We start from the raw sequence: 26066 nt of genomic DNA, 5'->3' as shown, positions 1-26066 counted from the left end.
GCTTACGGCGAGTCGGAGCCGTCCGACGTCGAACCGTCCGACGTCGAGCCGTCCGTCGAGTCACCCGTGCTGCCACTGGTGGTCCCGCTGGTGGTTCCGCCGCTAGTGCCAGTCGTCGTTCCTCCGGTGGTGCCGGTCGTGGTGCCGGTGGTGCTGCCGGTCGAATCACTGGCGACGGTCGTTGGCGCGTCTGTGACCGTGCTTTCGGTGACCGACTCTGATGTCGGCGCGTTGGACGTCGTCGCATCCTCGGTCGTGGATGAGGGCTCCTCGGACACGGTGTCTGTTGGGCTAGCCGCGTCGACGATTGCGGTCGCTTCCGCAACCGAGGCGCTCGGTTGTGTACTCGTTGCCGAGGGCAGCGCCGCGGCGGTGGTGGGCTGGGTAGTGGGCACAGCCGTCGTCTGTGTGAGCGACGGGAACGTACCCGGCTGGTCGCGCTCGACGATCCACATGATCTGTTCGGTGTATTCGGCCAGCCGCCCGTCGATTTCGTTCGGGTCCGCCTCACCGGCCGCGATCTGATCGCCGTATGCGGCGATCTCTTCCCAGAGTTCGTTCAGCTCCGCCTTGGCTTCCGGCGAGAGGTCCTCGTCGAGTGTGACGAACAATTGGCGGGCGAGCGCGTACGTCATGCAGTTGACGCACTCGTAGTTGAGCGCACCGGCCAAGTTCTGCGGCACGGCGACGTTGTCGTTCGATTCATCCTGATCGATGACGAACACCACTTGGTAGGCGATCGCTACCGCCGCGCAGTTTTCGCACGATGCGTAGGCGTGAGCCTCGTTGACGTTCATCGCGTATTCCTCGTCGGTCGCCCAGACGAGCGCGAACGCGGCGTCGTACACGACGGTGTTGTCGGTCGTGTTCACGGCGAGCGCCTGATTGTTGCCGTCACCGGGTTCGGGTGCGACAGGCTTGTCGAACGGGAACACCCAGCCTTGATCGGCTTGCGTGGCCGGGGCGGCGACGATGTACCCGCCGCCGTTGGCCGCCGAGATCGGCTGTCGCGGTACGAGGATCACCGCAAGCTGCGGCGTCCTGAATGTCGGTGGCGCCGTCCGGGTGTCCCACAGCGCCGGCATCACACCGCGCTGGCCGGGCGCAAGAGCACGTGTCGCCGCAACGGGTTTCGGCGTCTCCTGAACGGTCCGCGGCGAATCGCCCAATCGCTCAACGCGTAAGGCATAGACGATATCGCCGAGGGTGCCGCGCTCGGACGCCTCGATGGGTCGGTAGTTGTCGGCCAGCGGCCACCATGCATACGCGATACCGGCCAGAGCAGCCGCGCCAGCGAGGCCCGCGAGCAGTCGCTTCACCGGCTTACCCGATGTGCCCTTCCATGCGGTGGTGACGATTCGCCGGGCAACCCGGGTCAGCAGATAGATCAGTCCGGCCATCGGGATCACGATCGCGATCATCGCCAGTACGCGCGCGACCGCCTGCACCATGTCACCGTCGACCCACGCGGTGGCCAGCACATCCTGCTGCTTGTTCAACGCTGCCCACGCCGAACCGAGCAGCCGGGGCAGTGCGAGAACGGCCAACGTGATCATGCCGAGCAGCAGCGGGACCACGACGATCACCCAGGCGGTCACCACGATGCGCGCCCACCATTTCAGCTGGCGCGCCTGCGGATCACCCCACCGCCACGGCAGCATGCCGAGCAGCGTCGGCTTCATTCGGCCGTAGAGATCGGGCACCCCGGTGAGGTCTGCAAGCACGTGGTAGCCGTCGAACCGAACCAGCGGCGTGAGTTGGCGGATCATCTGGATGATCTGGGTGGCCACGACAAGCAGCAACGCGTCATATCTCAGCGATAGCCACAGGCAGGTAATGGCTACCGCGACAATGGCGTTGAAGTACAGCCCGCCGAGGTCGGTGCGCAGTCGCCCACGCCGCCCGAGGCGGTACGAGTCGGTCACATCGGTATAGAAGGCGGGCCACAACAGATACAGGCCGAAACCCATGACACCGGGCGTCGCGCCACCGTACCGTGCGGCCGCTGCGTGTCCGAACTCGTGGAAACCTGCCGACAGCACGGTAACCGCGAATACGAGGATCAGCAGTCCCGGGCGTTCGAACGCGTCATAGGCCGCGGCGGCCAGACCCTTGCGGAACGACACCCACCAGCAGACAACAAGAAAGGCCGCCAGAACCGGAATGACGACCCAGGGCCGGAACAGAAACCGGAACGGGTCGGTGAAGCGCCGGGTCTGCTCCGGATCGGTTACCGCCCGCTTGAGATGTAGACCCAGTAGCGGAGGGCGCTTCTTCACTTCGGGTTCTGCGCCGTCGGCAAGCAGCATCAAGCCGAGCGGCCGCAATCTAGCGTCGACGAGTTCGTGGACGTTGTCCTCGGTAACGGTCCGCCCTGTTGACTCCGTTACCGCGGTAGCGACCTCGGAAGCGGTTCGCGTGCCGTCGATTTCGCTCAGCACCGCGTAGAGCAGTGGAGTGAGCTGGATCGTCTGACCGTCGGCGCGACGGACCAAGGCGGGCGGAATCCGGTAGCCGGATCCCGCCATCGCCCCGATCAGTTCGACACCGTCCGCGTGCTGCAGGACGGCACTCTGGGCCGCCGCATCCCGCTCGGTTGTCACGGTCATGTCGGCACCATCGCTTCAGTGAGAGGGCCGAGCGTCAGCCGGCAGAACCGCCGCCGCTGCTGCCGCCACTGTCGCCACCCGAGCCGCTGTCGCCGCCGCTCGAAGTGCCGGCACTGGAGGTGCCGCCGCTGCTGTCCCCTCCGCTCGTGCTGTCACCGGTGCTGGCGCCGGTCGAACCGCTCAAGGAACTGCTGGTGGAGTCGCTGGTAGAGCTGGGCGCCGAAATCACCTCAGTGCCACTCGTCGGGTCCTCGTCGTCGGGTTGGCTGGTTCCCTGCAAGATCTCGGACGTCTGGTCCGCGCCCGCATAGGTCTCGCCCCTCAGTTCCTGGTTGACCACTGCATCCTGATAGGAGAGGGCGTCCGCCTCGGAGTCGATCGACAGCACGTTGGCCGCCACTGCGGCACTGATCGGCGCCGCGACGTTCGCGTTAGCCGCCACCGCGCCGGCGATCGGCGCAGCCAAGTCGGTGTCGAGGTCGACGTTCACATTGACGTTGAGCAGGGGACCCTCGAGGGTGGCCAAATCGCCGACCTCCACCGTGCCGCCGTCGTCCGGGGGCGGCGGGGCCGCATCGCCGTCCGCCTCGTCGGTCTGGTCGATACCGCTGTCCTGAGTGGAGATCGCCGTCGCGTCGGCCTCGAGAATCTGGTTGACGTCGGCCGACTGTTCTACCAAGGCACCGGCAGTGGAACCCTCGGACAGTACGTTGGCTGCCGCCGCTGCGTCGATCGGCGCTGCCACGTTGAGCTGCGCCGCAACGGCGAGATCGATCGGCGAGGCAACGTCGAGGAAGACGTCCACGTCGACGTTGAGGTCGAGTATGGAGACGACCTCTTTGTCTGGTAGCACGGTGGCCACCTCGGCTGCGATTTCTTCTGGGGTCAGTCCCTGAGTGGTCATGGCTCTCTCCCGTGTGCGCACTTCGACGTTGCTGTCGCCGAGTGATCTGGACAACATTGATGTCGAGAGACGTACCCACGTGTGAGCAAGATCAACAACTTATTTCAAAAATCACCGTAAATTTTCATGTTGCCGCAGCTAGATGCACGTCAAGCTAATTAACTCCACCGAAAGCTCAAGCTGGGTTGCCGCCTGGTACGTGGAGAATTTGCACTGATTGGCAAGATCGATACTTTGCTGGCAAGCACAAGTGTGCCGACGTATGAGGTTGCGTCGTCGGCCGGGGCTCAGGTGTTCGGCGGCGAGATGTGTACGACCTTCATCTCGGTCATCTCGTCGAGCAGTTCCGGGCCGAACCCGAAGCCGTTGCCACTAGCGCGGCGCGGCTGTGACGCCCCGCCGGGCGCGCCGCCGAAGACGTCGTTGATCTTCACCGTGCCGACCGGCAGGGCACGCCACGCCTCCTGCGCATGCCCCATGTCGGCGGTCAGCACGGTCGCGGCCAACCCGTAGCGGTCATCGGCCGCTTCGCGCAGCGCGGTCTCGAAGTCCGGCACCACTCGCACCGGCGCGACTGGACCAAAGGTCTCCTCGCGGAACACCAGCATCTGCGGTGTGCAGTCGGCCAGAACGGTCGGCGGATAGAACGAACCCGGACCCGGCCGCGGCGCGCCGCCGGCCAGGACGCGTGCACCGTTCGCGACCGCGTCGTCGACCTGGTCCTGTACGACGTCGCGCTGCCGCCGGTCGACCAGCGGCCCGATCCGGTCCTCCCACGCTTGGGCTTGCGATGCCAACTCGTCGAGGAAGGCCCCGGCCAGCGACTCGACCACGAAGACGCGCTCCACCGAAACGCAGATTTGCCCGGCATTGGCGAACGCGCCCAGCGCGGTCTGCTCGGCCGCCCACCGCGGGTCCACGCCCGCGTCGACGATCAGCGCGTCGTTGCCGCCGTTCTCCAGTACGGTCTTGGCGCCGCGCTCCGCGCAAGCTCGGGCGATCGCCCGACCGGTCGCGCTGCTGCCCACGTGCGCCACGACGTCGACGTCGGCCGCCGAGGCGAGCCGGGCGCCGACCGATCCGTCACCGTCGAGGATCTCCAGCACACCGTCGGGAAGCTGCTCGGCCAGCAGTTCGGCAAACCGCCGACCGGTCGCCGGACAGCGTTCACTTGGCTTGTGCACCACCGTGTTTCCGGTCACCAACGCTGCGCCCAGCAGGCCGGCCGCGACGGCAACGGGATCGTTCCACGGAGTGAGGACCGCCACGACACCGCGCGGTTCGGGAACCATCAGGTCGGTCGCGGACCACGAGCCGTGCAGGCTTCGGCCGCGATGCAGCGGTCCCAGCTCGGCGTACTGCACGAGTGTGCCCGCGCCCGCGTCGACTCCGCCCAGCGCGTCGTCGCGGAGCTTGCCGGTCTCACGTTCGTTGAGCCCGGCCAGTTCCTCCGCGGCGGCCCGCACCGCCGCGGCCGCCTTGGTCAGCGCTGCCGCGCGTTCGGCGGCGGGGGTCCGCGCCCAACCCGGCGCGGCTGCGCGGGCTCGAGCCACAGCTTGGGCGCAGCTCGAGGGATCGGTGATCGGGACCTTGCTGACTTCGTCGCCGGTGCGCGGGTCCAGCACAGTCATCTCCATGGTCTGCGACACGCGAAGCGTGGTACCCGCTGAAATCACGATCAACCGCGTTATGCAAATGCGGCCACGCGGCCCGGTGTTTCAGCCGTAGAGCTCTTCGAATTTGCGGATCGAACGTTCGATGTCGCCTCTGACCGCGCGGGCCGCCGTCGCTCCGATGGGACCGAACAGCGGCGCTCCCCCGAGGTTGAGGGTGAGGGTGAACGCCGAGCCGGTGTCGACCGGCGCGACCTTCATCGTGAGCCCGTACTTGGTGCCGCCGACACCTTTTCCCGTGACCTCGATCAGCTTGGGCGGGTCGAACTTCTGGATGGTCCAGGTGACGCGGTTGCGCAACCCCTTGGCCCCCGCGACGCCCACGATCGTGGTGCCGACCGTCAACTCATCGGGCAACTCGCTACGCCAGCCTTCGTGCATGACCAGCCAGTCCCCCAACGCGTTGAGATCCGATACGTGCTCCCACGCGTCCTGCGGACTCAGCGTGAGCTGACGCGACAACTCGAGCTTGGCCATCTTGGAATCGTAGCCAGCTCAACTCGGCGCGGGCAGCCGCAACACCAGCCGTGCCCCGCCGAGCGGGCTGGCCTCCATCGCGGCGGCGCCCCCGTGCAGTTCGGCCTGCTGAGCCACCAACGCCAGGCCCAGCCCCGATCCGGATCGCGCGGCCGTCGAGCCGCGGGAGAACCGCTCGAACACCGCGGCGCGTTCGTCCTCGGGTATCCCGGAACCGTTGTCGTCGACGGTGATCTGCACGCCTTCACCGGAAGCGACTGTGCCGAGCCGGATTTCGGTGGCGCCGCCGTGCTTGACCGCGTTGGTGATCGCGTTGTCGACGACGAGTCGCAGCCCGGCGGGCAGTCCGATCATCAGCACCGTCGTCGATGACGACAGCGACACCTTCAGCCCCGGATAGTTGCGCATCGCGTCATGTGCGGCCCGGTCCAGCAGTTCGGTGATGTCGACGGGGACGAAGTCGTCGACCGTGGTCAGTTCGCCCTGCGCGAGCCGCTCCAACGCGGTGAGTGTGGCCTCGATCCGGCTCTGGGTGCGCATGACGTCGGCGATCACCTCCTGGCGTTGCTCGTCGCCCATCTGAAGCGTGGAGAGCACCTCGAGGTTGGTGCGCATGGCGGTCAGGGGTGTGCGAAGTTCGTGCGAAGCCACCGCGGCGAAGTCTCGCGCCGACTCCAGTGCCGCTCGCGTTCGCTGCTGCTCATCGCCGATACGGGCGAGCATCCCCTCGACGGCTTCGGCGATCTCGACGGCCTCCTGCACGCCGCGCACCTGAACCTCTTCGGGTTTGGACTGAGCGTTGATCGCGCGCGCCTGCTGGGCGAGCAGACGGAACGGGTTGATCATGATCGACCACATGACCCAGCCGACGAGCACGGTGCCGACGATGACGCCTCCGCAGATCAGCAGCACGCGTCGGTGCAGTTCGTCGATGCGGCGTTGAGTCTCGGCGAGCGGTGCGCCGATCGCGATCAAGGCACCGCCGGCGGTGAACGTCCGAACCCGGTACTCGACTCCGTCGATGGTGGTGTCGGCGTAACCCACGTCGAACCGCGGCAACACGATGTTCTCCGGTATGGAGACCGTGACCCCGCCGACGCGGGCGGTGCGCACCAGGCCGCCGTCCGGGATGGGTGGGTTCAGGTCGGCCTGTTGTGCGGTGCGCAGCAGCTCACTGATGTCGCCGAGGCTGCTCACCGAGTCGAGGCGACGGTCCAGCTGGCTGTACTGGTCGTTGGTGACGCCGAACCACACCCACGCACCCAACGTGATCACCAGTGCGACGACCGACAGCGCCGCGACGATGACGATGATGCGCAGCGACATCACCCGGGTCAGCAGCTGGTAAAGGCGTCCACCGAGTCGCACGATCAGCAACGATAGGACGGATCAGATCCGCCGCGGCAGCTGCGCGCCGATCAGCGGCGCGATCTTCTCCGCCATGTAGCTGTGACCGGCGTCGGTGGGGTGAACGCCGTCGGGGCCGATCAGCTCGGGCCGGTCCACAAACCAGCGGGCGGCGATCGGGTCGACGAATGTCGCACCCGCCACTTCGGCCTGATACTTGAGTGTGTCGCGGATGCGGACGATCGTGGCGGGGACGTCTGCGGTGGGCCACGGTGGTCCGATCACCAGGAATCGCGCGGACGGCGCGATGCGCCGTGCCAACCGGAACGTGCCGTAGACGAGGACCGACAACTGAGTGGGGTCGACGTTCTGGTCGTTGCGTGAACCGAAGAACACCACCAGCGTGTCGTCGGGTTTCACCGTCGCGGCGGTCAGATCCTCGAACAGGCTGCCCCGGTTGCCGCGGGTGCCGTAGCCCGCTCCGCCCTCGGCGCCGACGTCAGCCGTCGTGGACAATCCCTGCGCGGCCAGAATCTGCCAGGCTAGGGTGGTCCAGGATTTCTCGCCGAGCCCGCCTTCCGGACCGCCGGTCGTGTACGAGTCGCCGATCACCGCGATGCGGTTGAGCGCGAAGCTGAGCGCGTCGATCTCCTTGTGCTCCATCGGCTTCGAGAGCTGACAACCGGTGACCAGGAGTATGGCGATCGCCACCGCGACGGTCAGGGTGCTCCTCACCGCACCGGCGTGGGGCCGTGAGAACAGGCGCGTGAGAAGCGTCGTCACCCGGCGCGGGCCGTCATCGCCTCGGACCGTTCGGGCGGCCGAGACACGGTGTGCAACTTGCCCGGCGCATTCGAGGCCGACGCGGTGGGGCCGTTCATCATGCTGCGCATCCATTTTCGGGCGGGCTCCTCGACAAAGTGGTACAGCATGGCCGCGCCGATCAGCGCGGTGCCAAGCAAGGCAACCATTATGAGCTTGCCCGTGAAGTCCGATGACAGGCGCAGCCCGAATTGCTCCACCATCCAGTTCCAGGTGGTGTGCACCAATTCGTGAACCATGTAGAGGCTGAACGACACGTGTCCGAGATACACGACCGGACTGCGTGAGAGAAGCCAGGGCACGGACCCGGCGCCGATCGCCAATGCGAACAGCAGCGGCACGAACAGCACATCGACCAGGCCGGCGCCGTCGACGATCTTCGGCAGCGGATGTGCATCGAGCCGATACAGAATCGCGACGATCGCGACGACGAGGAGTAGTGCGGCGTACCCGGCGGCGCGCCGAGCCTGATCGCTCGGGTCGAGCTTGCGGACCGCCGCAGCGATCAGCGCGCCCGCGGTGAACTGCATGACGATCCGCGGTAGCCAACTCCACGGGGTGTAGAACTGTCCGGACGCCACCAGAAGCAGGATCGGCGGCATCACGGCGACGAAGGCCAGCGCTATCAGGCCCCGCGCCCGCGTCGACCGAGCGATTCGGAAGATCACCAGGATCAGAACGCCGAAAAGCAGATAGGCCAACCACTCCGCGCTGATCGACCAGGCGGGCCCGTCCCAGCTGGAGCCGTCGAAATAAGGCACGAACCACAGTTGGACCATCAGCGCTTGGCGCAGATAGTTGGTGGCCGTCAGTGTCTCGGCCGCCGGTGACGGCACGTGTCCGACCTGCAGGGTGAAGATGATCCACAAGGCCGCCAGATGCATCGTCACCAGGTAGACCGGCCAGACGCGGGCCAGCCGAAGCCACAGGAAACGCAGGATGGCTCGCCACTCGAACGACGGTCCCATGCGGTCGAGATAGTTCCACGTCAGCACGAACCCGCTCAGCAGGAAGAACAGGTCGACTCCCTGGGCGCCGCAGTCGAGCACTGGGGCCAACGCCGAGCGGAACCCCGGCATGGTCTGCTCGAGCAGTGGCCGGAAGTGAAAGAGCACGACCCATACGGCGGCGATGATGCGCAGGCCGGAAAGGGCCTTGATTTCTCCAGTGCGCACAACACTCTCTTCGCGAAGTCCGTAGCGTTTCGTTCGGGTATCGACTGAGGACACTCACCGGGTGGTCCACTCCCCTGACCACAGACCCGGCAGCCAGCGAAGGGTAGCAGCGCGACCGCCCGGTGTTCACGCACCAAAAGTGCGCATCCTGCGGCGCGCGACATTCGAAAGCGTTGGTAACGAGGCACTTCGGCGACGACAGCAACGTCGGTGGAAACTTGCCCGACACGCCGTTGGAACAAGTCTTGCACCGAGTCTTGACTGATTCCAGAAAACAGCGCATATTGGCAGCGTGTCCCCTACGCCCGACTACGCGGATCGGCTACGCGCGGCCGATCTTCGTGTGACCCGCCCGCGGCTTGCGGTGCTGGAGGCGGTGTACGGACGCCCCCACGCCGATACGGAGACGATCTTCAGCGCGGTGCGTTGTGCCCTCCCCGACGTCTCGCGACAGGCGGTTTACGACGTGCTCGCCGCGCTCACCACCGCGGGGCTGGTGCGCAAGATCCAACCGTCCGGTTCAGTCGCCCGCTACGAGTCGCGCGTTGGCGACAACCACCATCACGTGGTGTGCCGGTCGTGTGGCGTCATCGCCGACATCGACTGCGCCGTGGGCGACGCGCCCTGCCTGACACCGTCGGACCCCAACGGCGCGTTGGACGGATTCGTTCTCGACGAGGCCGAGGTCATCTACTGGGGCTTGTGCCCAGAGTGTTTGGTATCGCAGGTTTCCCGATCACAACCGTGATCACAGCCCAATCAACCCACCGGAAGGAACGCTGTGTCATCTGATACATCCGACGCTCGCCCGCCTCACGACGATTCCAAGACGGCCAGTAACAGCGAGAGCGAGAACCCGGCTATCGATTCACCGAAGCCGAAGACGCACGCTCCGCTGACGAACCGGGACTGGTGGCCCGACCAGGTCGACGTGGCGGTGCTGCACAAGCAGAACGAGAAGGGCAATCCCCTCGGCCAGGACTTCAACTACGCCGAGGAATTCAAGAAGCTCGACCTCGAGGCGTTCAAGGCCGACGTCCACAAGCTGATCACGACATCGCAGGACTGGTGGCCTGCCGACTACGGCAGCTACGCCGGGTTGTTCATCCGTATGAGCTGGCATGCGGCCGGCACCTACCGGATCTTCGACGGTCGCGGCGGCGCGGGCCAGGGTGCCCAGCGTTTCGCGCCGCTTAACAGCTGGCCGGACAACGCTCAGCTCGACAAGGCCCGGCGGCTGTTGTGGCCGATCAAGCAGAAGTACGGCAACAAGATCTCCTGGGCCGACCTGATCGCGTACGCCGGAAACGCCGCACTCGAGGTGTCGGGATTCAAGACCAAGGGTTTCGCGTTCGGTCGCGAGGACATCTGGGAGCCCGAGGAGATGCTCTGGGGCCAGGAGGACACCTGGCTGGGCACCGACCAGCGCTACGGCGGCACCAATGATTCGGAGCGCAAGCTGGCCGAGCCGTTCGGCGCGACCACCATGGGCCTGATCTACGTCAACCCGGAAGGGCCCGAGGGCAAGCCGGATCCGTTGGCGGCGGCGCACGACATCCGCGAGACGTTCGGCCGGATGGCGATGAACGACGAGGAGACCGCGGCGCTGATCGTCGGCGGCCATACCCTCGGCAAGACCCACGGCGCCGGCGACGGCGATCTGGTCGGGCCGGAGCCCGAGGCCGCGCCGATCGAGCAGCAGGGCCTCGGCTGGAAGTGCGCGTTCGCCTCGGGTAAGGGCCCTGACACCATCACCAGCGGCCTCGAAGTGGTCTGGACGCCGACCCCGACGCAGTGGGGCAACGGGTACCTGCAGAACCTGTACGGCTACGAGTGGGAGCTGACCAAGAGTCCCGGTGGCGCTTGGCAATTCGAGGCCAAGGACGCCGAGGCGATCATCCCCGATCCGTTCGGCGGCCCGCCGCGCAAGCCGACGATGTTGGTCACCGACATCTCGATGCGGGAAGATCCGATTTACGGCCAGATCACGCGTCGCTGGCTTGACCATCCCGAAGAGATGGACGAGGCCTTCGCCAAGGCCTGGTTCAAGCTGATGCACCGCGATATGGGGCCGGTCAGCCGCTACCTCGGGCCGTGGATCCCCGAGCAGGAGATCTGGCAGGACCCGGTGCCGGCGGTGGATCACGAACTCGTCGACGAGCAGGACATCGCCCAGCTCAAGAGCAAGCTGCTGGACTCGGGCCTGACCGTGCAACAGCTGATCAAGACCGCGTGGTCGTCGGCGTCGAGCTTCCGCGGCACCGACAAGCGCGGTGGCGCCAACGGTGCCCGGATCCGGTTGGAGCCGCAGAAGAACTGGGAGGCCAATGAGCCCTCCGAGCTGGCTCAGGTGCTGCCCGTGCTGGAGCGGATCCAGCAGGAGTTCAACGCCTCGGCCACCGGCGGCAAGAAGATCTCGCTGGCCGACATCATCGTGTTGGGCGGCTCGGCGGCGGTCGAGAAGGCCGCGCGCGACGGCGGTTACGAGATCGACGTGCACTTCGCGCCGGGGCGCACCGACGCCTCGCAGGAGGACACCGACGTCGAGTCGTTTGCGGTGCTCGAACCGCGGGCGGACGGCTTCCGTAACTTCGCGCGGGCGGGTGAGAAGGCGCCGCTGGAGCAGCTCCTGGTCGAGCGGGCCTACATGCTTGACCTGACCGCTCCTGAACTGGCGGTGCTGATCGGTGGCCTGCGGGTGCTGAACGTCAACCACGGCGGCAGCAAGCACGGCGTGTTCACCGACAAGCCGGGCGTGCTGAGCAACGACTTCTTCACGAACCTGGTCGACATGGGCACGGAGTGGAAGTCGGGTTCGGCGGAGAACGTCTACGAGGGTGTGGACCGCGGGACCGGACAGCTCAAGTGGACAGCCACCGTCAACGACCTGGTGTTCGGCTCGAACTCGGTGCTGCGCGGCATCGCCGAGGTCTACGCGCAGGACGACAGCAAGGACAAGTTCGTCGAGGACTTCGTCGCCGCCTGGGTGAAAGTCATGAACAACGATCGGTTCGACTTGGATTAACAGGCGAGTCTGATCGTCGGTAACGGCATGCGGCACCCCGCGGGCTCATCGGGCTCGCGGGGTGTCGTGCCGTCTACGCCGTTTCTGTTGCTGTCCATCCGGGGAGAGGATGAAGCCGCCGACGACGAGTACCGGGCGATGATGCGATTCGCCGGCCTCGATTCCACCGGCATGCACCGGATCCGGTTGACCCATGAAGCCCTGGGACGCATCGACCTCGACGACTGGTCCGGAGTCATCCTCGGCGGCGGGCCCTACAACGTCAGCGATCCCGTCGAGACGAAGTCGGCCACGCAGCGGCGGGTCGAGGAAGAGCTACTGGAACTCATCGGGCGCATCGTCGACCGCGATTACCCGTTTCTCGGCTGCTGTTATGGCGTCGGCACGCTTGGGACGGTCATCGGCGCCACGGTGGACCGCACACATCCGGAACCGGTCGGCGGGCTGACCGTCACCGTCACGTCGGCTGGCCGCGACGACGAACTGTTCGCCGAGGTGCCGGAGGTTTTCGACGCCTACGGCGGCCATCGCGAAGGCGCCACCTCGCTTCCGCCCGGCGTCGAACGCCTCGCGTGGTCACCGGACTGCCCGGTCCAGGCGTTTCGGGTGGGGCGTCACGTGTACGCCACGCAGTTCCATCCCGAACTGGACCTCGACGGAGTGATCACCCGCATCAACGTCTACAAGGACTACGGATACTTTCCGCCCGAGTCCGCGGAAGTGTTGAAAGAGGCTGTGCGCCAATGGGATGTCCGTTATCCGCACACCATCCTGCGCCGGTTCGTCAACCGGTATGCACGCTGACGGTTGGGCATCGGGTTGCCGGGGCACTCCAGGGTGATGCACACCGTCGAGTACTCCCCCGGCAGGTCCGCAGACGTCTTCGGTGATCCCGCGCAACCGACGGTCCTGATGTGGCACGGCGCGCAGACCGATTCGCGCGCCGCGATGCGGCCGCTCGCCGACCGGGTGCACGGGCACGGACTGGCGGTGGTGTTGGCCGACTGGGACTCACACGCCGACGATCGTGGCCGTGCCGACCTTCTGGCCTCGGCTACACATGCCCGAGAGCGCGCCGGCGACGCGCCGTTGGTTGTCGTCGGATGGTCGATGGGCGGACTGGCTGCGGCGGGGCTGACGATTCACGCCCGGCAGTTCGACGTGGTCCACACCGTATGCCTGGCGGGGGCGTTCATGGTGCCCGACCCGGTCAGCGGGACGTCGCTGCCCGCGTCGCTGGACGGAAAGCCCGTGGCGTTCACGCTGTTGCACGGTGCGCACGACGACGTCATACCCGTTGAGGCCAGCCAAGAGTTCGCCTCGACACTGGAGCGCAATGGTTGGCCGGTCTCGGTCGCCGTATTGGAGGCCGATCACGGCTCGATCGCCGGGGCGACCTACGACGCTGCAGCCGACCGCTACTCACCCGCATCCGACGAGGTGTCTCTTGCCGTGGCGTCCGACGTGGCCGGCCGGATCGCCGTCGCCTTCTGATCACTCAGCGGTGTCGATGCGGTGGGCCCAGCGTAGGTGGCCGCCGCCCATGTCGGTACACACGAACGCCACACCGTCGGAGCCTTGAGCCGACAGGTCTTGTCCGGGGCAGTCCATCGCGACATTGTGGATACCGATCAGCGGCCCGGCGGGCGTCCAGACGCCCACCCTGTTGCAGACGAACGTTGCGCCGTCTGGACCGAGTCCGTAATTGAAATACTTGCCGGGCTTACAGGGCGTCCCCTCCACGACATTGCGGGCGACGTTGGGCACGCAGTCGGCGGAATAGCACACGGCCGACGCGTTGGGCGCGACGGCGATCGAGGCCGCGGTTGTCAGGACCGCGGTGAGGACGGCGAGGTGTGAGCGCGCCATCCTTCGATGGTGACATTCGGATGGGACGTTCGGATAGGAATCTTGACCTCAACAATGGTTTAGGTCGCAGAGTCAATGCATGACCACTTCAACCACGCATGATCTGACCCGGATTCGAGACGACCTCTGGCAGACGCGGACGGACACGCCGTTCCCCGGGCTCACCACGCACGCCTACCTGTGGCGTGGGCCGAGCGGCAACGTGCTGTTCTACAGTCCGGCTTCCGAGGCTGACTTCGATGCGATCGATAGTTTGGGTGGCATCAGCGCGCAGTATCTGTCGCATCTCGACGAGGCGGGACCGAACCTGAAACGCATCGAGGAACGGTTCGGGCGCCGGTTGCACGCGCCGGAGGCGGAACTCGACGCGATCACCAAGCACGCGCGCGTCGACGTGGGCATCGGCACCACCCGGCACATCGACGACAACGGTGTCGAGGCGATACCCACCCCAGGCCATTCACGCGGCAGCACAAGCTATCTCGTGACCGGCGTGACGGGTGAGCGTTACCTGTTCACCGGTGACACGATGTTCCCCACGGCCTCGGGAACGTGGGCGACCTTTCTGGTGCCGGGCCGTGGTGACGCACATCAGCTGCGCGAAAGTGTGCAGTTGTTGGGCACTGTCGCCCCCGATGTCGTGATCTCCAGCGCGTTCGGTGGTGAGACGGCGTGGATGGCGGTGGACTCGCGGCGGTGGGCCGACTGCGTGGCGCAGGCGTTGGCGACCGTGCCGTCGTAGACGCGACGGTGCGCCTGGGACCGGCGGCGGCGGATCTCGTTTGTGCAACCAGCGACGGTTTCGTCGAGTTTTCGTCGCTGCTTTCACAATTGGGGTGTGGGATCAGTCGTGTTTCGCCTCGTAGCGCAACAGCACGGCGCCACCGGGGAAGGTGCGGTTCTCCAACAGTCGCAGCGAGATCCATGACGGCAGGGTCGGGAAGAACGGGATGCCGCCGCCGACAGCGGTCGGTGCGATGACGAGGCGGTACTCGTCCACCAGTCCGGCCTGCACGACCGGTGCGGCAAGCGTCGCGCTGGCCACTTCTAGATTGCCGTCGGTTTCGGCTTTCAGCTTCGTCACCACCTCGACGGGGTAGCCGCGTTCCAGGCGGGAGTTCCAGTCGACGGACTGCAGGGTGCGCGAAAACACGACCTTGGGCATGTCGCGCCAGATGCGGGCGAAGTCGACGATCAACGGGGTGGCGTCCGGGGCCTTATCGGCGGTCGGCCAGTACGCGGACATCAGTTCGTAAAGCCGCCGCCCGTAGAACGACACGGCGGTCTCGCGCTCGAAGTCGTTCCAGTACCGGTGCAGTTCCTCGCTCGGATCGCTCCAGTCGATGTTGCCTTGTGCGTCGGCGATGTATCCGTCGACCGACACGTTGAAGCCATAGATGAGTTTGCCCATGCAGACCAGACTGCACCGGAGGCCAGAATTCATCGCGACGCCACACGGGAGCCTGCCCGCCTTCGCAACAGCTGCCCGCGCGAACGCTACGCGGCCGCGTTGAGCTCCGCGAAACGTGCCAGTGCTCGGTCGCGGTCCTCGAGGTCGAAGGCCTCGATATGCGTGACGTGGTCGCCGCGCCAGAGGTTGATGAGCACGAAGGGAACCTCGATCGCGAGGCCATTGGTGGACGTCCCTCTGACCACGACATGAGTCACGACGCCGAGGGCTGAGTGAGCCAGAATGTCTGCCGATTCGATCGAGAGGTCCGGTGCGAGAGACGCCAGCGTCCGGATTGATTCGATGTAGTCGGCGGTGTTGCTTCCGAGCTGCCGATGATTGATATAGCCGGCGCCGGCGCAGAGAGCGGTGAGCGCATCCCACTCATGGCGGTTGGTCATGTCGAGGTTTCTCCGGTGCGCCTCGATGATCTCCGGATGTGCGACGTCGCCCGAGGCAATCCAGCGCGCATCCAGTTCTCTCATCGCACCGTCGAGGTCGTCGCTGTCGAAAATCACTGATTGGCAGACGAATCCGTCTTCAGTGACTTCGGTAAGCGATAAATCATCGACGGCGACGGGTTGGCCCGGCGCGTCGGTGTCGCGGAACCAGTCGCGACATAGCACCAAACGGTGTCCGCGGATGGCGATCGGTTCGTGCGTCCATTGCCACCCTGCGGGGGCGACGGACAGCATGGTGGGCGCGAATTCTTCTCTGAGTGACCCGGAGTCGCGCAGTCCTTGCCGTCGGTCGTCATATCGTCCGTCTGGGGTCAGCAAACGACAGAAGGTGTCGAGGTCGCGGTGACCGAATGCGTCAATCAAGCGTTCGCGGGTCTGGGTCGCCGTATTGGTAAGCCCATGTGTCGGCCGATTGAGCTCGTCGAACCTGGCGAGCGCAGCGTCGACGTCCGTCTCGTCGAACACCTCGCAGCGGCTGATTGCGTCACCCGAGACCGTCAGAAGGGTGATCTCGCGCCATTCACCATCGAAACCCTCTTGGGATGTCGCTTGCACGATCTGTGTGAATACCGCTCCAAGCGTGTCCAGCCTATGGATCACCTCGGGATACACGTGGATCTTCCGGACAACCTCCCATGTTGCAATGATAAAAGCGCTCTGTTCACCGGGTGCGAACGCGGTGCCGCCCCGCCGGTGATCGACGTTCACCCAGTCCGATGTGGTCTTGAAAAGCTCTCGCCGGTTGAAGACGGTGTACGCCTGTGCGACTGCTGACCATGTTCGGGCGTGCGCGGCCGCCTCGCCGGCAAGGTAACGGGTTTCGAGTTCACCGAATGCGGCGTCGATGTCGTCGCTGTCGAAGTTGACGATGTCGGCAACTAGGTCATCATCGTCGACCTCCACGATGGTCAGCAGCTCCACGGTGATCGGTCGTTCAGTGTCAGCGAAGTCGCGGTAGGTCTGGTGGATCAATGATAGACGTGAACCTCTGATCGCGACCGTTTTGATGGCCGTCCGCCAGCCGTCAGGCACTCCGAACACGGCCTGCGCCGCTCTGATGCGTTCGACGCCAGAGTGTGTACCGCTCAACCCTTTTCGGCGATCTTCCACTCGCCCGGCTGGCGCGACCAAAGCGAGAAATCCGCTCTTGTCGCGGCTGTTGAACGCATCGACTGCACGAGCCCAGGTGGTCGTCGCGGCGTTATCCAGGTGGCGTGTCGGCCGGCTGAGTTCATCGAATCTTGCGATAGCGGCGTCGAGGGCGTCCTCGTCGAACAACTCGCACCGATCGATGGAATGCCCCGTGACGGTGAGGAGTTGAAGGAATCGCCACTCGGCTTCGAAACCATCTTGCGATGTGCCGTCGACGACAGCTGTCATGAGCACTGCTGTGTCAGTGAGGCGATGCACCACTTCGATGTGAGCGCTCAGGTCGGGCGTCACATCCCACATCTCGGGATGCGTCGAGCCGGTCGAGGTGGCTGATGCGAACGGTGTGCCTTGTCGGTGGTCAATGAGGATCCAATCCCACTCGAAATGCTCATGCCGATTGAGCGCGGAATAGGCACGGGTAATGGCAGACCACGTGCGTGCGTACGCGGCGGCCTCCCCGGCGGCATACTTGGCGTCGAGATCTGTGAACGCGATGGCAATGTCGTCAAGATCGAACACCGTATTCGAGATCAGTCGGTTCCCGGCGTCTGTTTCGACGATCAATAAGGCTTCTGCGACGACCTCGTCGCCCAGTTGCCCTGCCGCGAAGCGGCTTTGACACAGAGCGAGGCGTTGTCCGCGAGTCGCGATGACGGTTGACCCGGCGTTCCTCAAGCCGACATCACCAACCGACTGCATGTTCTCGATATGGATCGCCCGACCGCGACGCACTCCGGCGTTGACGACTTGGCGGTGATCGTAGGAGGTGAAGTCTTCGGCCAACACCTCTGTCGCCGCGTCCCAGTCGCGCGCATCGAAGCAGACCCACGCACGTGTCAACGCACGGGTGGCTGCGTTCTCGGGTCGGCGCGCAAGCGCGCTCAATCCGTCGAATTTGGCGAGTGCGTTATGTAGGTCGGCCTCTTCGAACAGCTCACAGCGATTCGTTGCGCTACCGTCCATCGTCAGTAGGGCGACCATTCGCCATTCGGCATCAAAGCCGTCCGGTGAACGGCCATACGCCGTGTGTGTGATGACGGCGCCGTGATCGCTCAGCCGGTGCACGCACTCGACGTACATCTTGTTGTCCGGTGTGACGTCCCATCCCGAACGAATGTATGCATCGAGGTTTTCCGCGGCGAACGTGTCGCGCACCCGGTGGTCGACGGTCACCCAATTCGACACCGGGAAAACCTCATGCCGGTTGAACATGGCGTAGGCGTCCGCGATGCCCACCCACACCCGCGCGTACAGGGCCGCTTCACCCGCGAGGTAACGGGCATCGAGCTCGGCGAATGCAGCATCCAGATCATCGGTATCGAAGATGACGCGTGCCGCGATTCGTTGATCTTCATCGATCTCGACGATGCCCAGGAGGTCGGTGTAGAACCCACCGGGGCCACGGTCGCGGCCGAGGAAACGACTACGACTGAGCGCAAGGCGTTGGCCGCGAACGGCGATGGGGACGGTCTTAACGTCGGTAACACCCAATCCCGCAGTTGTCCGCATGCTCTCGATCTCCGCACTCAGACCCTCTCGGATTCCTCCGTTGACGCCTCGCCGTCTATCGTTGGTGTAGGTGTCTTCAGCAAGCAGAAAGGCCATTGAGTCCCAGTCACGCGCGCCGAAGCACGCATCGAATCGGTCGTCCGCGCGTGTTGCTGCGTTCTCGAGTTGCGTTGACGCACTAATGAGCTCGTTGAAGCGGGCAAGCGCTGCGTCGAGGTCTGTCTCGTCGAAGATTTCGGTGCGATTGATGAGGTCGCCTTCAACTGTCGATAGAGCGACTTCCCGCCACTCGGCGTCGAAGCCATGTCTCGACGTCGCCGATGCGGCGTAGGTGACGACCGCGCCGGTGTCCTTCAGTCGATGCACGGTCTCGATGAAGGCCCTGAAATTGGGTGAGTCGTCCCAAGTTGCTTGTGCGCGCGGGAGCAAGTCACCGGGCCCGGCTGCGACGGCACCACGCCGGTGATCGAAGTTCACCCAGTCCGATGTCACGTTGGGCAACTGCCGCTTGGTGATTGCGGCAAATGATCCAGCGATCGCCGACCACGTCCGTGCATACGCGCGGGCCTCACCAGCGGCATAGCGAGCATCGAGTTCGGCGACAGCGGCGTCCAGGTCCTCAGGCTCGAAGACGATTCTCGACACGAGCTCGCTTTCGTCGTTGACTCCGATGACGCCTAGTGCCTCGGCGTGAAATGCCTCGGGCAGCTGGTCAGACCCGGCGTAACGGACACGACATAGCGCAAGGTGGTCACCGCGAACGGCAACGGCTTGCGACGTCATCGTCGTCGCGCCGATGGCGGCGAGGGCCCGGGATTCAGAGAGGTTGATCTCACGTCCCCGGAGGGCGCCGGAGCCGACCACGGGACGGCGGTCGTCGGCAATGATTTCGTCTGAGACGAGGTGACTCATCGCCTCCCAGTCGCGATCGGCGAAGGCCACGCAAATGCGCTGGACCGTTCGGCTTGCGGCGTTCTCAAGGCGCCGTGCTGGACGACTGAGTTCTTCGAAGCGCGCAAGCGCGGCGTCCAGATCGGCCTCGTCGAAAAGTTCCGACCGATTGATCCGGTCGCCCTCGACGGTCGTCACACCGATTTCGCGCCACTCGGCAGTGAATCCCTCGCGAGACGTTCCTTGGATAACACGGGTGACGACCGCTCCTGTGTCATTCAGGTGATGGACTGTCTCGACATAGATCCTGATATCCGGGTTGAGAACATCCCAGGTTGCCTTCAGGAATGGCTCCAGCTCGTTCGGCGCGAACGACGTCACGCGGCGGTGGTCAACGTTGACCCAATCAGCCGCCGTCGGCGGCAATTCATGCCGAAGCACGGCGGCGTAAGCGCCGGCGATGACTGACCACGCGTGTGCGTGAGCGGAAGCTTCGCCGGCGAGGTAACGACTTTCGAGTTCGGCGAAGGCGGCGACGATGTCGTCCTCGTCGAACACGATGCGGGCGACAACTCGTTCGTCGAGACCGAGTTCCAGGATGTCCACGGCGTCTCCGCGGAATCCCCCATGTTCTTGTAAAGACCTGACACGGCTCAGAACAAGGCGCTCGCCCCGGGTGGCAATCGCTTCTGACGTGACGCTGTCCGCTCCCACCTCGGCCAGCGCCCTGAGTTCGGTGACCAACGCCTCGCGACCCTTTCGGAGCCCGGTATTGACGACCCGGCGACGGTCGTCGCTCGAAAGATCCTCGGACAGCATCCCGGTGATGGCGTCCCAGTCCCCGGCCGCGAAGCACACCTTGAATCGCTCGTATAGTCGGCTTGCTGCGTTCTCGAGCCGCCTTTCTGATCGGCCAAGTTCGTCGAATCTTGCGATGGCTGCTTCCAAGTCGGTCTCATCGAAGAGCTCAAGTCCGCTAACCAGTGGACCGTCAATAGTTGTCAGGTTGAGCATTCGCCATTCAGCTGGGAAACCTTCGGACGTTGTTCCGCGCGAAACCTGCGTGCATAGCGCTCCATGGTCGCCCAGTCGATGCACTTTCTCGATGTGACTGTGGAGATCTGGCGTGACATCCCAGATATTGGTGACCACCGTCCGAAGATCGGTGTGGGCGAGCGGTGTCCCTCGCCGGTGATCAATGCTCAGGAAGTCTTGCGTCGATGGAGGGACCTCATGACGAGCCAAGCTTGCGAAGATCCCTGCAACCACCGACCATGTCTGCGCGTGACCGGCGGCTTCGCCAGCGATGTAGCGAGCGTCGAGTTCGGCTATGGCAGCCTCGCGGTCGTCCAAGTCGAAGATCACGCCCGCCTTGATCCGGTTGTCGGCGTCGATCTCGACCAGCGTGAGGTCTTCCAGCCGGAATGCCTCTGATCCGGGGTCGCTGCCCGAGTACCGCGTGCGAAGCAGCGCCAGGCGGTCGGCGCGCGTAGCGATGACCACCGAGCCGATGTCCTTCGCCCCGAGGCCCGCCCCCGCCTGCATACTGGCGATGGTCGCCTCTCGACCCCGCCGAACTTCGGTATTCACTACCCGGCGACGATCATCGACGATGATGTCCTCGGTCATCAGGTTGCCGGCGGCGTCCCAGTCGCGGTTCGCGAAATACCCTTGCATGCGTTGGTGCGCGCGACTCGCTGCATTCTCCAGTCGCGTTGCCGGATGCCTGAGTTGGTCAAACCGCGCGAGGGCGGCATCGACGTCTTCCTCGTCGAAGAGTTCGTATCGCTGTAGCTGGTCATCATCGATCAGCAGAATGTTGACCACCCGCCACTCGGCTTCGAAACCATCTTGCCCAATCCCCCGGGATCGGTTGGTGATGACCACACCGTGATCGCTCAACCGGTGCACGATCTCAATGTGAGTATGGAGGTTTGGTGTGATGTCTCCGGTTGCACCGGTGACGGTAGTTAGGTCACCGCCCGCAAACCGCATAACCCGGCGGTGGTCGATGCTCGGACAGTTCGTCGCATCGTATTCGTGCCGGTTGTATGCAGCGGTTAGGTGTGTGACGACCGACCATGTGCGCGCGTATGGTTTCGCTTCGCCGTTGGCATAGCGAGCATCGAGTTCCGCGAAAGCCGCGTCGACGTCATCGCAGTCGAAGTCGACCTTAGCGATGATCAAACCGTCGACGTCAACCTCTGTTATCTCGAGTGCTTCTACGCGGAACGGCTCGGAGCCCGCTTGCTCTGCTTCAAACGTCATGTGCCGAAGGCAAAGCCGCTGTCCCCGCAATGCGAGAGTCGAGTTCGTGAGCGTGGCGTCGAATGAAGCGATCGGGCGGATGTTTTCGACCGCGGGTGCGCGGCCCTCACTCTCGCGCTGGAGTCCGCGACGCCGATCCACATGAGATGTGCGGTCTGAGAACAGAGCGCCCACCTCGTCCAGACGACGCTCATGGAACAGCTCTATCAAGCGATCGTCAGAGCGAGTCGCGCTGTTCTCGAGCAGCGACCGCGTATGGAGCCTTTCCTGCTGGTTGTACAGGGCATCCAACTGAACGAGCGCAGCGTCCATGTCGTCCACGTCGAACCACACCTGCAGCGATACCCGGCCCGAGTCATCGATTCCGTAGATCTGAAGAAGCTCGTCCTGTGGCGCACCAGGACTCATGTCTGTACTACCCACCGACAATCGAGAGAGTGCCAGACGCTCGCCTCTCACGGCGATGACCGTTTGAGCAATCCGGATGTTGCCGCTCGCCTCAAAGATGCGCCTGTTCTGGTGCGCCCAATCACCGTGCTGTAGATCATCCAGGGTGAAACCGACGATCCTTCGTCGACTCTCCACCACAGTCCCCGGGGAAAAGAGCCCCTCGAACTCGTCCCAGGACTTGCGGTTGATGGCGCTGACTGCTCGCTGCCCCACCTCGACGCACGCGTTCGTCAACTCGACAGCAGGCCGCTCGACTTCGCTCGGCTTCGGCGCATCGTGAGACCCCAGAATTCTACGCGCCTTCTCGGCGAGCGCCGCGGCACCTTTCCGTTCGTAGAGCGCAACCGCCTGCTCGGCCACGGCTCGCATGCCCGCCGTGTCACCGGCGAGGCGCAACACCGTCGCCAACGCTGTACAGGCATCTCCGTGATCGACCAGGGCATCTGTCCCGGCGGCCAGGCTAACCGCCTCTTCCGCGACCTCCTTGGCCCGATCGTGAGCACGCCCGCGTGCCAACAACTGCGCCCTGACCGAACGCCACGCAATAGACGCCTTCGACCCGTGACCCGCGAGACGCTCGCTCACCGAGCACAATTCGTCCGCCTCCGCGTCCCGGTCCAACGCCAGACAGGCCCGCGCCAACAACGCCGCCGTATCCGCGGTGTCGGTGTCGAGACCCATGCGCCGGAAACCCTCGTAGGCCCGACGCAGATACGGTTCGGCGGCAGCCGCATCGTCGGAGACCAACTCGATGATGCCCGCGAACTGGTCCACCTCCAAAAGCGCGTGACGCAAACCGAGTTCGGTCAACGTCCGCCTCGCCGACTCGATCAGGCGCCGGCCTTCTGCCGCTCGTCCCCGGAACGCATCCAACACGGCCTGACACCGCGTCGACGTCGCTTCCACAAGCGGTGAACCGGTCGTGATGCGGAGCAACCGCACCACGTCCAGACAGCGTCCGCCCGCGCGCGGAACGGGATTGGGTCCCCACAGCGCCGCTAGCGGCGCCCCGGCGAGCACCGCGTTCACTCGGCTGTGGTCACGTGCGCGCCGCGCCGCCGTCAGCGCCTGGTCCAAAGCCGTTTCACAGTCGCCGATCCGGCCGAGGCGCGCCAGGCATCCCGCGCGGACGGTGTGCGCCTTGGCCTCCCCCGCCGCGTCGTCGAACCCGGCGAGCTGTTCTGCGGCCACACTCACCGCCGACTCGATATCGTCCAGCCGCTCAGGATCGGTGAGTATCGAAAGCTCACCGTCGAAACACACACCCCAGGCCGCCAGGCGCCCGGAACTGGCGGCGCCCTCACGCACCTGCCTCACGGCATCCTTCGCCGATGTGACATCACCGGCGGCCAACAACGCCTCGCAATGGGCGATCAACAACTCGGCTTGCAACTCGTCGCGGTCCGGAAGCTCGTCGTCCAACTCCTCGAGAGCATGGAGCGCCCGGTCATACAGGTCGGCCGCGCCCTCATAGGCAACCCGCGACATCGCCTGCTCCGCCGCACGCCGGCAGTACTCGACAGCCTTGGCCGCGTTTCCGGCCCAGGCACATTCGAAGTAGTGATAGGCCAACTCCGCGAGCAGTTCGTCGTCGGCGCCCGCTTCGGTTTCGAGCGTCCCCGCGATGCGCTGGTGCAGCCGCATGCGCCGCACCGAGGGCAGCTCGGCGAGCAGCGACTGTCGCACCAGCGCGTGATTGAACCGGTAACGGCCTCCGGGCTCTTCGATGACGATGCCCGCCTTACCGGCTTCATCGAACGCATCCACGAGGTCTTCACCGACCACCTGCTCAACGAGCGTCAACGCGAACCGGCTTCCGACCACTGCGGCTGCCGCCAGCGCCTTGTTCGTCTCGGCCGTCAGCCGGGAGAGCCTGCGGCTCACCGCTTCTCGAATACCCTGCGGCAGCGTGCTCGGATTCCACCGGCCTCCGCTTTCCTCCACATGGCGTAACGCCTCGATCAGGAAGAACGGATTGCCACCCGTCACCGTCGCCAACGCTCGGCCCAATTCTTCGTCGTCGTAACCTGCTTCGGCGACATAGGCGGTGACGTCACCCTCATCGAGACCGGACAGTTGCAGGCGAGTGGCAGTACCGTCGCGATGAAGATCGGCGAGCATCGCGGCCAACGGGTGAGAGCGGTCCAGATCGGTGCTGCGATATGTGCCGATGATCTGCACGCGGGCCTCTTCGCCGAAACGCAGCAGATGACGTAGCAGCAATAGCGTCGGCTTCGCCGCCCAGTGAAGGTCGTCGAGAATCAGCACGACGGGCGTCGTCGCGGAGGCGGTACCCAGCAGAGCGACCACGGCGTCGAACAGCGCGTAACGTTCGGTGTCCGGGTCGGCACGCGGAGGGGCGGGCACATCGGGCAGCGCGACAGCCAGGCCAGGAATCAATGGCAACAGCGCCTCGATGCCCCGCACATTGCGCAGTCGGCTCGAGTCGACACACGGCGCCAGCGAGCGCAACGCCTCCGCGAACGGCTGATACGGCGCGCCGAGGTCCTCGTCGCACCGGCCGTACAGCACGATGGCGCCTTGCTCGTAGGCCTGACGGGACCATTCACCGGCCAGTCGCGTCTTACCCACGCCCGGTTCGCCGGCGATCAGCACCGCGCGCGTGCCGGCCGCCAATGTCGACTGCCACGCCGATACGAGTCGCTCCAGTTCACGACTGCGGCCTACGAACGGTCCCGGGCCTACCAGCACCGCAGGAAGTGGGGGCCGCTCCATCGGCGCCTCGGTGGGGGGCGGTCCGGTGTCGTCCACGGCCTCCATGCGCAGTTCGAACACATGCTCCGGCCGCGGGAGGTTGCGCAGCCGACGCGTACCCAGGTCGGCGAGCACGACGTCGTCTGGAAGCGAATCGATGACGAGTTCCGCAGTCGCGCCCGAGCAGAGAATCTGCCCGCCGGTGGCCAGTGAACGCAGCCGCGCGGCGCGGTTGACCGCCCGGCCGAAGTAGTCGCCGTCGCGCACCTCCACTTCCCCGGTGTGGAGCGCCACCCGGATCCGCATCGGGTTGGCAAGCCGCCACGGCTCGCTCCGGATTGCTTCTTGTAGTTCGATCGCCGCGGCGGCGGCCGCCGAGGGCCGGTCGAACACCGAGAACGTCGCATCCCCTTCGCCGCGCGTCTTGATGAGCCGTCCGCCGCGTGACGTCACGACCTGTTCGACGAGCTCGTCGTGTCGGGCCAGCGCCGCGGCCATAGCGCCGGCGTCGGCCTCCCACGCCGCCGTGGATCCCTCGATATCGGTGAGCAGGAAGGTGACCGCGCGCGTGACGGTCGAGAGTTGCTGTGACTGAGGCACTTCCAGCGCGGCATCCTGCGCGACGATCGCCGCCTCCAGTCGCCGCAGCTCCGGTCCCGGATCGACGCCCAACTCCTCGGCCAGCAGCGAACGTGCTCTCTTGTAAGCACCCAGCGCCTCGCCCTGGCGGCCGGCCCGATACAGCGCGAGCATCAGATGACCCCAACGGCGTTCGCGTAGCGGAGCTTCGGCGATCGCGCTCTCGAGTTCTCCCACGATCTCTGCGGCGCGACCCGTCGCGAGCAGGGCGTCGGCCCGGTCCTCCACGAGGGCGGCGTGGCCTTCGAGCCAACGTGTCTTCTCGGACGAACCGCGCGCGCTGTCGGGAAGTTCGGGAATCCCCCGCCACAGGGCAAGCGCCTGCTCGAACAGGGCTACCGCGCGGGTCGGATCACCCGCCGTGAGGGCCTTGCGCCCGAGCTTTGCCGCCGTCTTGTAGTGGATGGCGTCGATCTCGGTGGTGTTCAGCGTCCAGCCCGTGCCCTCGGTCAGCACGAATCCGTCACCGAGGGCGCGGCGCAGCGACGAGATGTGGGTCTGCAATGCCTTGGTCGCGGTCCTGGGCGGGTCGTCACCCCACAACAACTCGACGAGGGCGTCGGCCGACACGACCGAACCGCCATGCAGTCCGAGCATGGTGAGAATGGCCCGGGGTTTGGCACCGGGGAT

General features: G+C 65.3%; 15 protein-coding genes. 5 read left to right on the top strand and 10 right to left on the bottom strand.

Going from position 1 to position 26066, the window contains the following annotated elements:
* Window positions 1-2: 2 nt before the first annotated feature.
* The 7 genes from AU193_RS03950 to AU193_RS03920 all read right to left on the bottom strand — a co-directional run bounded on the left by AU193_RS03950 (window position 3) and on the right by AU193_RS03920 (window position 9007).
* Window positions 3-2609 carry a hypothetical protein gene (locus tag AU193_RS03950; RefSeq protein WP_064421044.1) on the bottom strand — a complete coding sequence of 869 codons (2607 nt, stop codon included), beginning with the start codon at window positions 2607-2609 and terminating at the stop codon, window positions 3-5.
* Window positions 2610-2643: 34 nt separating this feature from the next.
* The gene (locus AU193_RS03945) at window positions 2644-3513 is read right to left on the bottom strand and encodes a hypothetical protein (RefSeq protein WP_064421101.1); all 870 of its coding nucleotides are present in this window, start codon (window positions 3511-3513) and stop codon (window positions 2644-2646) included.
* Window positions 3514-3800: 287 nt separating this feature from the next.
* A complete protein-coding gene (locus AU193_RS03940; RefSeq protein ID WP_064421100.1) occupies window positions 3801-5144 on the bottom strand; it encodes an aldehyde dehydrogenase in 1344 nt (447 codons plus the stop codon).
* Window positions 5145-5231: 87 nt separating this feature from the next.
* A complete protein-coding gene (locus tag AU193_RS03935; RefSeq protein WP_064421043.1) occupies window positions 5232-5663 on the bottom strand; it encodes an SRPBCC family protein in 432 nt (143 codons plus the stop codon).
* A gap of 18 nt (window positions 5664-5681) precedes the next feature.
* Window positions 5682-6989, bottom strand: coding sequence for a sensor histidine kinase KdpD (locus AU193_RS03930; RefSeq protein ID WP_082682832.1), 1308 nt, complete (start codon window positions 6987-6989; stop codon window positions 5682-5684).
* A 63-nt stretch (window positions 6990-7052) separates the two neighbouring features.
* Window positions 7053-7745 (bottom strand): GDSL lipase, encoded by a 693-nt coding sequence (locus AU193_RS03925; protein ID WP_064421098.1) that lies wholly within the window; start codon window positions 7743-7745, stop codon window positions 7053-7055.
* A gap of 44 nt (window positions 7746-7789) precedes the next feature.
* Entirely contained in the window at window positions 7790-9007 is a 1218-nt protein-coding gene (locus AU193_RS03920) for an acyltransferase (protein WP_064421042.1), read from the bottom strand.
* 292 nt (window positions 9008-9299) lie between these two features.
* Here AU193_RS03920 and AU193_RS03915 point away from each other — a divergent pair, with 292 nt between their 5' ends.
* The 4 genes from AU193_RS03915 to AU193_RS03900 are packed head-to-tail and all read left to right on the top strand — an operon-like array spanning window position 9300 to window position 13526.
* The gene (locus AU193_RS03915; RefSeq protein ID WP_064421041.1) at window positions 9300-9755 is read left to right on the top strand and encodes a Fur family transcriptional regulator; all 456 of its coding nucleotides are present in this window, start codon (window positions 9300-9302) and stop codon (window positions 9753-9755) included.
* Between the two features lie 33 nt (window positions 9756-9788).
* Window positions 9789-12032, top strand: coding sequence for a catalase/peroxidase HPI (katG, locus tag AU193_RS03910; protein ID WP_064421040.1), 2244 nt, complete (start codon window positions 9789-9791; stop codon window positions 12030-12032).
* 27 nt (window positions 12033-12059) lie between these two features.
* Window positions 12060-12836: a glutamine amidotransferase gene (locus tag AU193_RS03905; RefSeq protein ID WP_064421039.1), complete on the top strand. Its 777-nt coding sequence runs from the start codon at window positions 12060-12062 to the stop codon at window positions 12834-12836.
* A gap of 36 nt (window positions 12837-12872) precedes the next feature.
* Complete coding sequence (locus AU193_RS03900; protein WP_064421097.1) at window positions 12873-13526, top strand: alpha/beta hydrolase; 654 nt, start codon at window positions 12873-12875, stop codon at window positions 13524-13526.
* Here AU193_RS03900 and AU193_RS03895 read toward each other — a convergent pair whose 3' ends face one another.
* On the bottom strand, window positions 13527-13901 hold the full coding sequence (locus tag AU193_RS03895; RefSeq protein ID WP_064421038.1) for a hypothetical protein: 375 nt from the start codon (window positions 13899-13901) through the stop codon (window positions 13527-13529).
* Window positions 13902-13980: 79 nt separating this feature from the next.
* Between AU193_RS03895 and AU193_RS03890 the strand changes: the two genes are divergently transcribed.
* Window positions 13981-14643 (top strand): MBL fold metallo-hydrolase, encoded by a 663-nt coding sequence (locus AU193_RS03890; protein WP_064421037.1) that lies wholly within the window; start codon window positions 13981-13983, stop codon window positions 14641-14643.
* 102 nt (window positions 14644-14745) lie between these two features.
* Here AU193_RS03890 and AU193_RS03885 read toward each other — a convergent pair whose 3' ends face one another.
* Window positions 14746-15312, bottom strand: coding sequence for a dihydrofolate reductase family protein (locus AU193_RS03885; RefSeq protein WP_064421036.1), 567 nt, complete (start codon window positions 15310-15312; stop codon window positions 14746-14748).
* 86 nt (window positions 15313-15398) lie between these two features.
* Window positions 15399-26033 carry a BTAD domain-containing putative transcriptional regulator gene (locus tag AU193_RS03880; RefSeq protein WP_064421096.1) on the bottom strand — a complete coding sequence of 3545 codons (10635 nt, stop codon included), beginning with the start codon at window positions 26031-26033 and terminating at the stop codon, window positions 15399-15401.
* Window positions 26034-26066 lie beyond the last annotated feature (33 nt).

This window comes from Mycobacterium sp. GA-1285 (assembly GCF_001499905.1).
GTDB lineage: Bacteria > Actinomycetota > Actinomycetes > Mycobacteriales > Mycobacteriaceae > Mycobacterium.
Note: the sequence above shows the minus strand (reverse complement) of the source record. Positions and strands in the feature narration are given on the sequence as shown.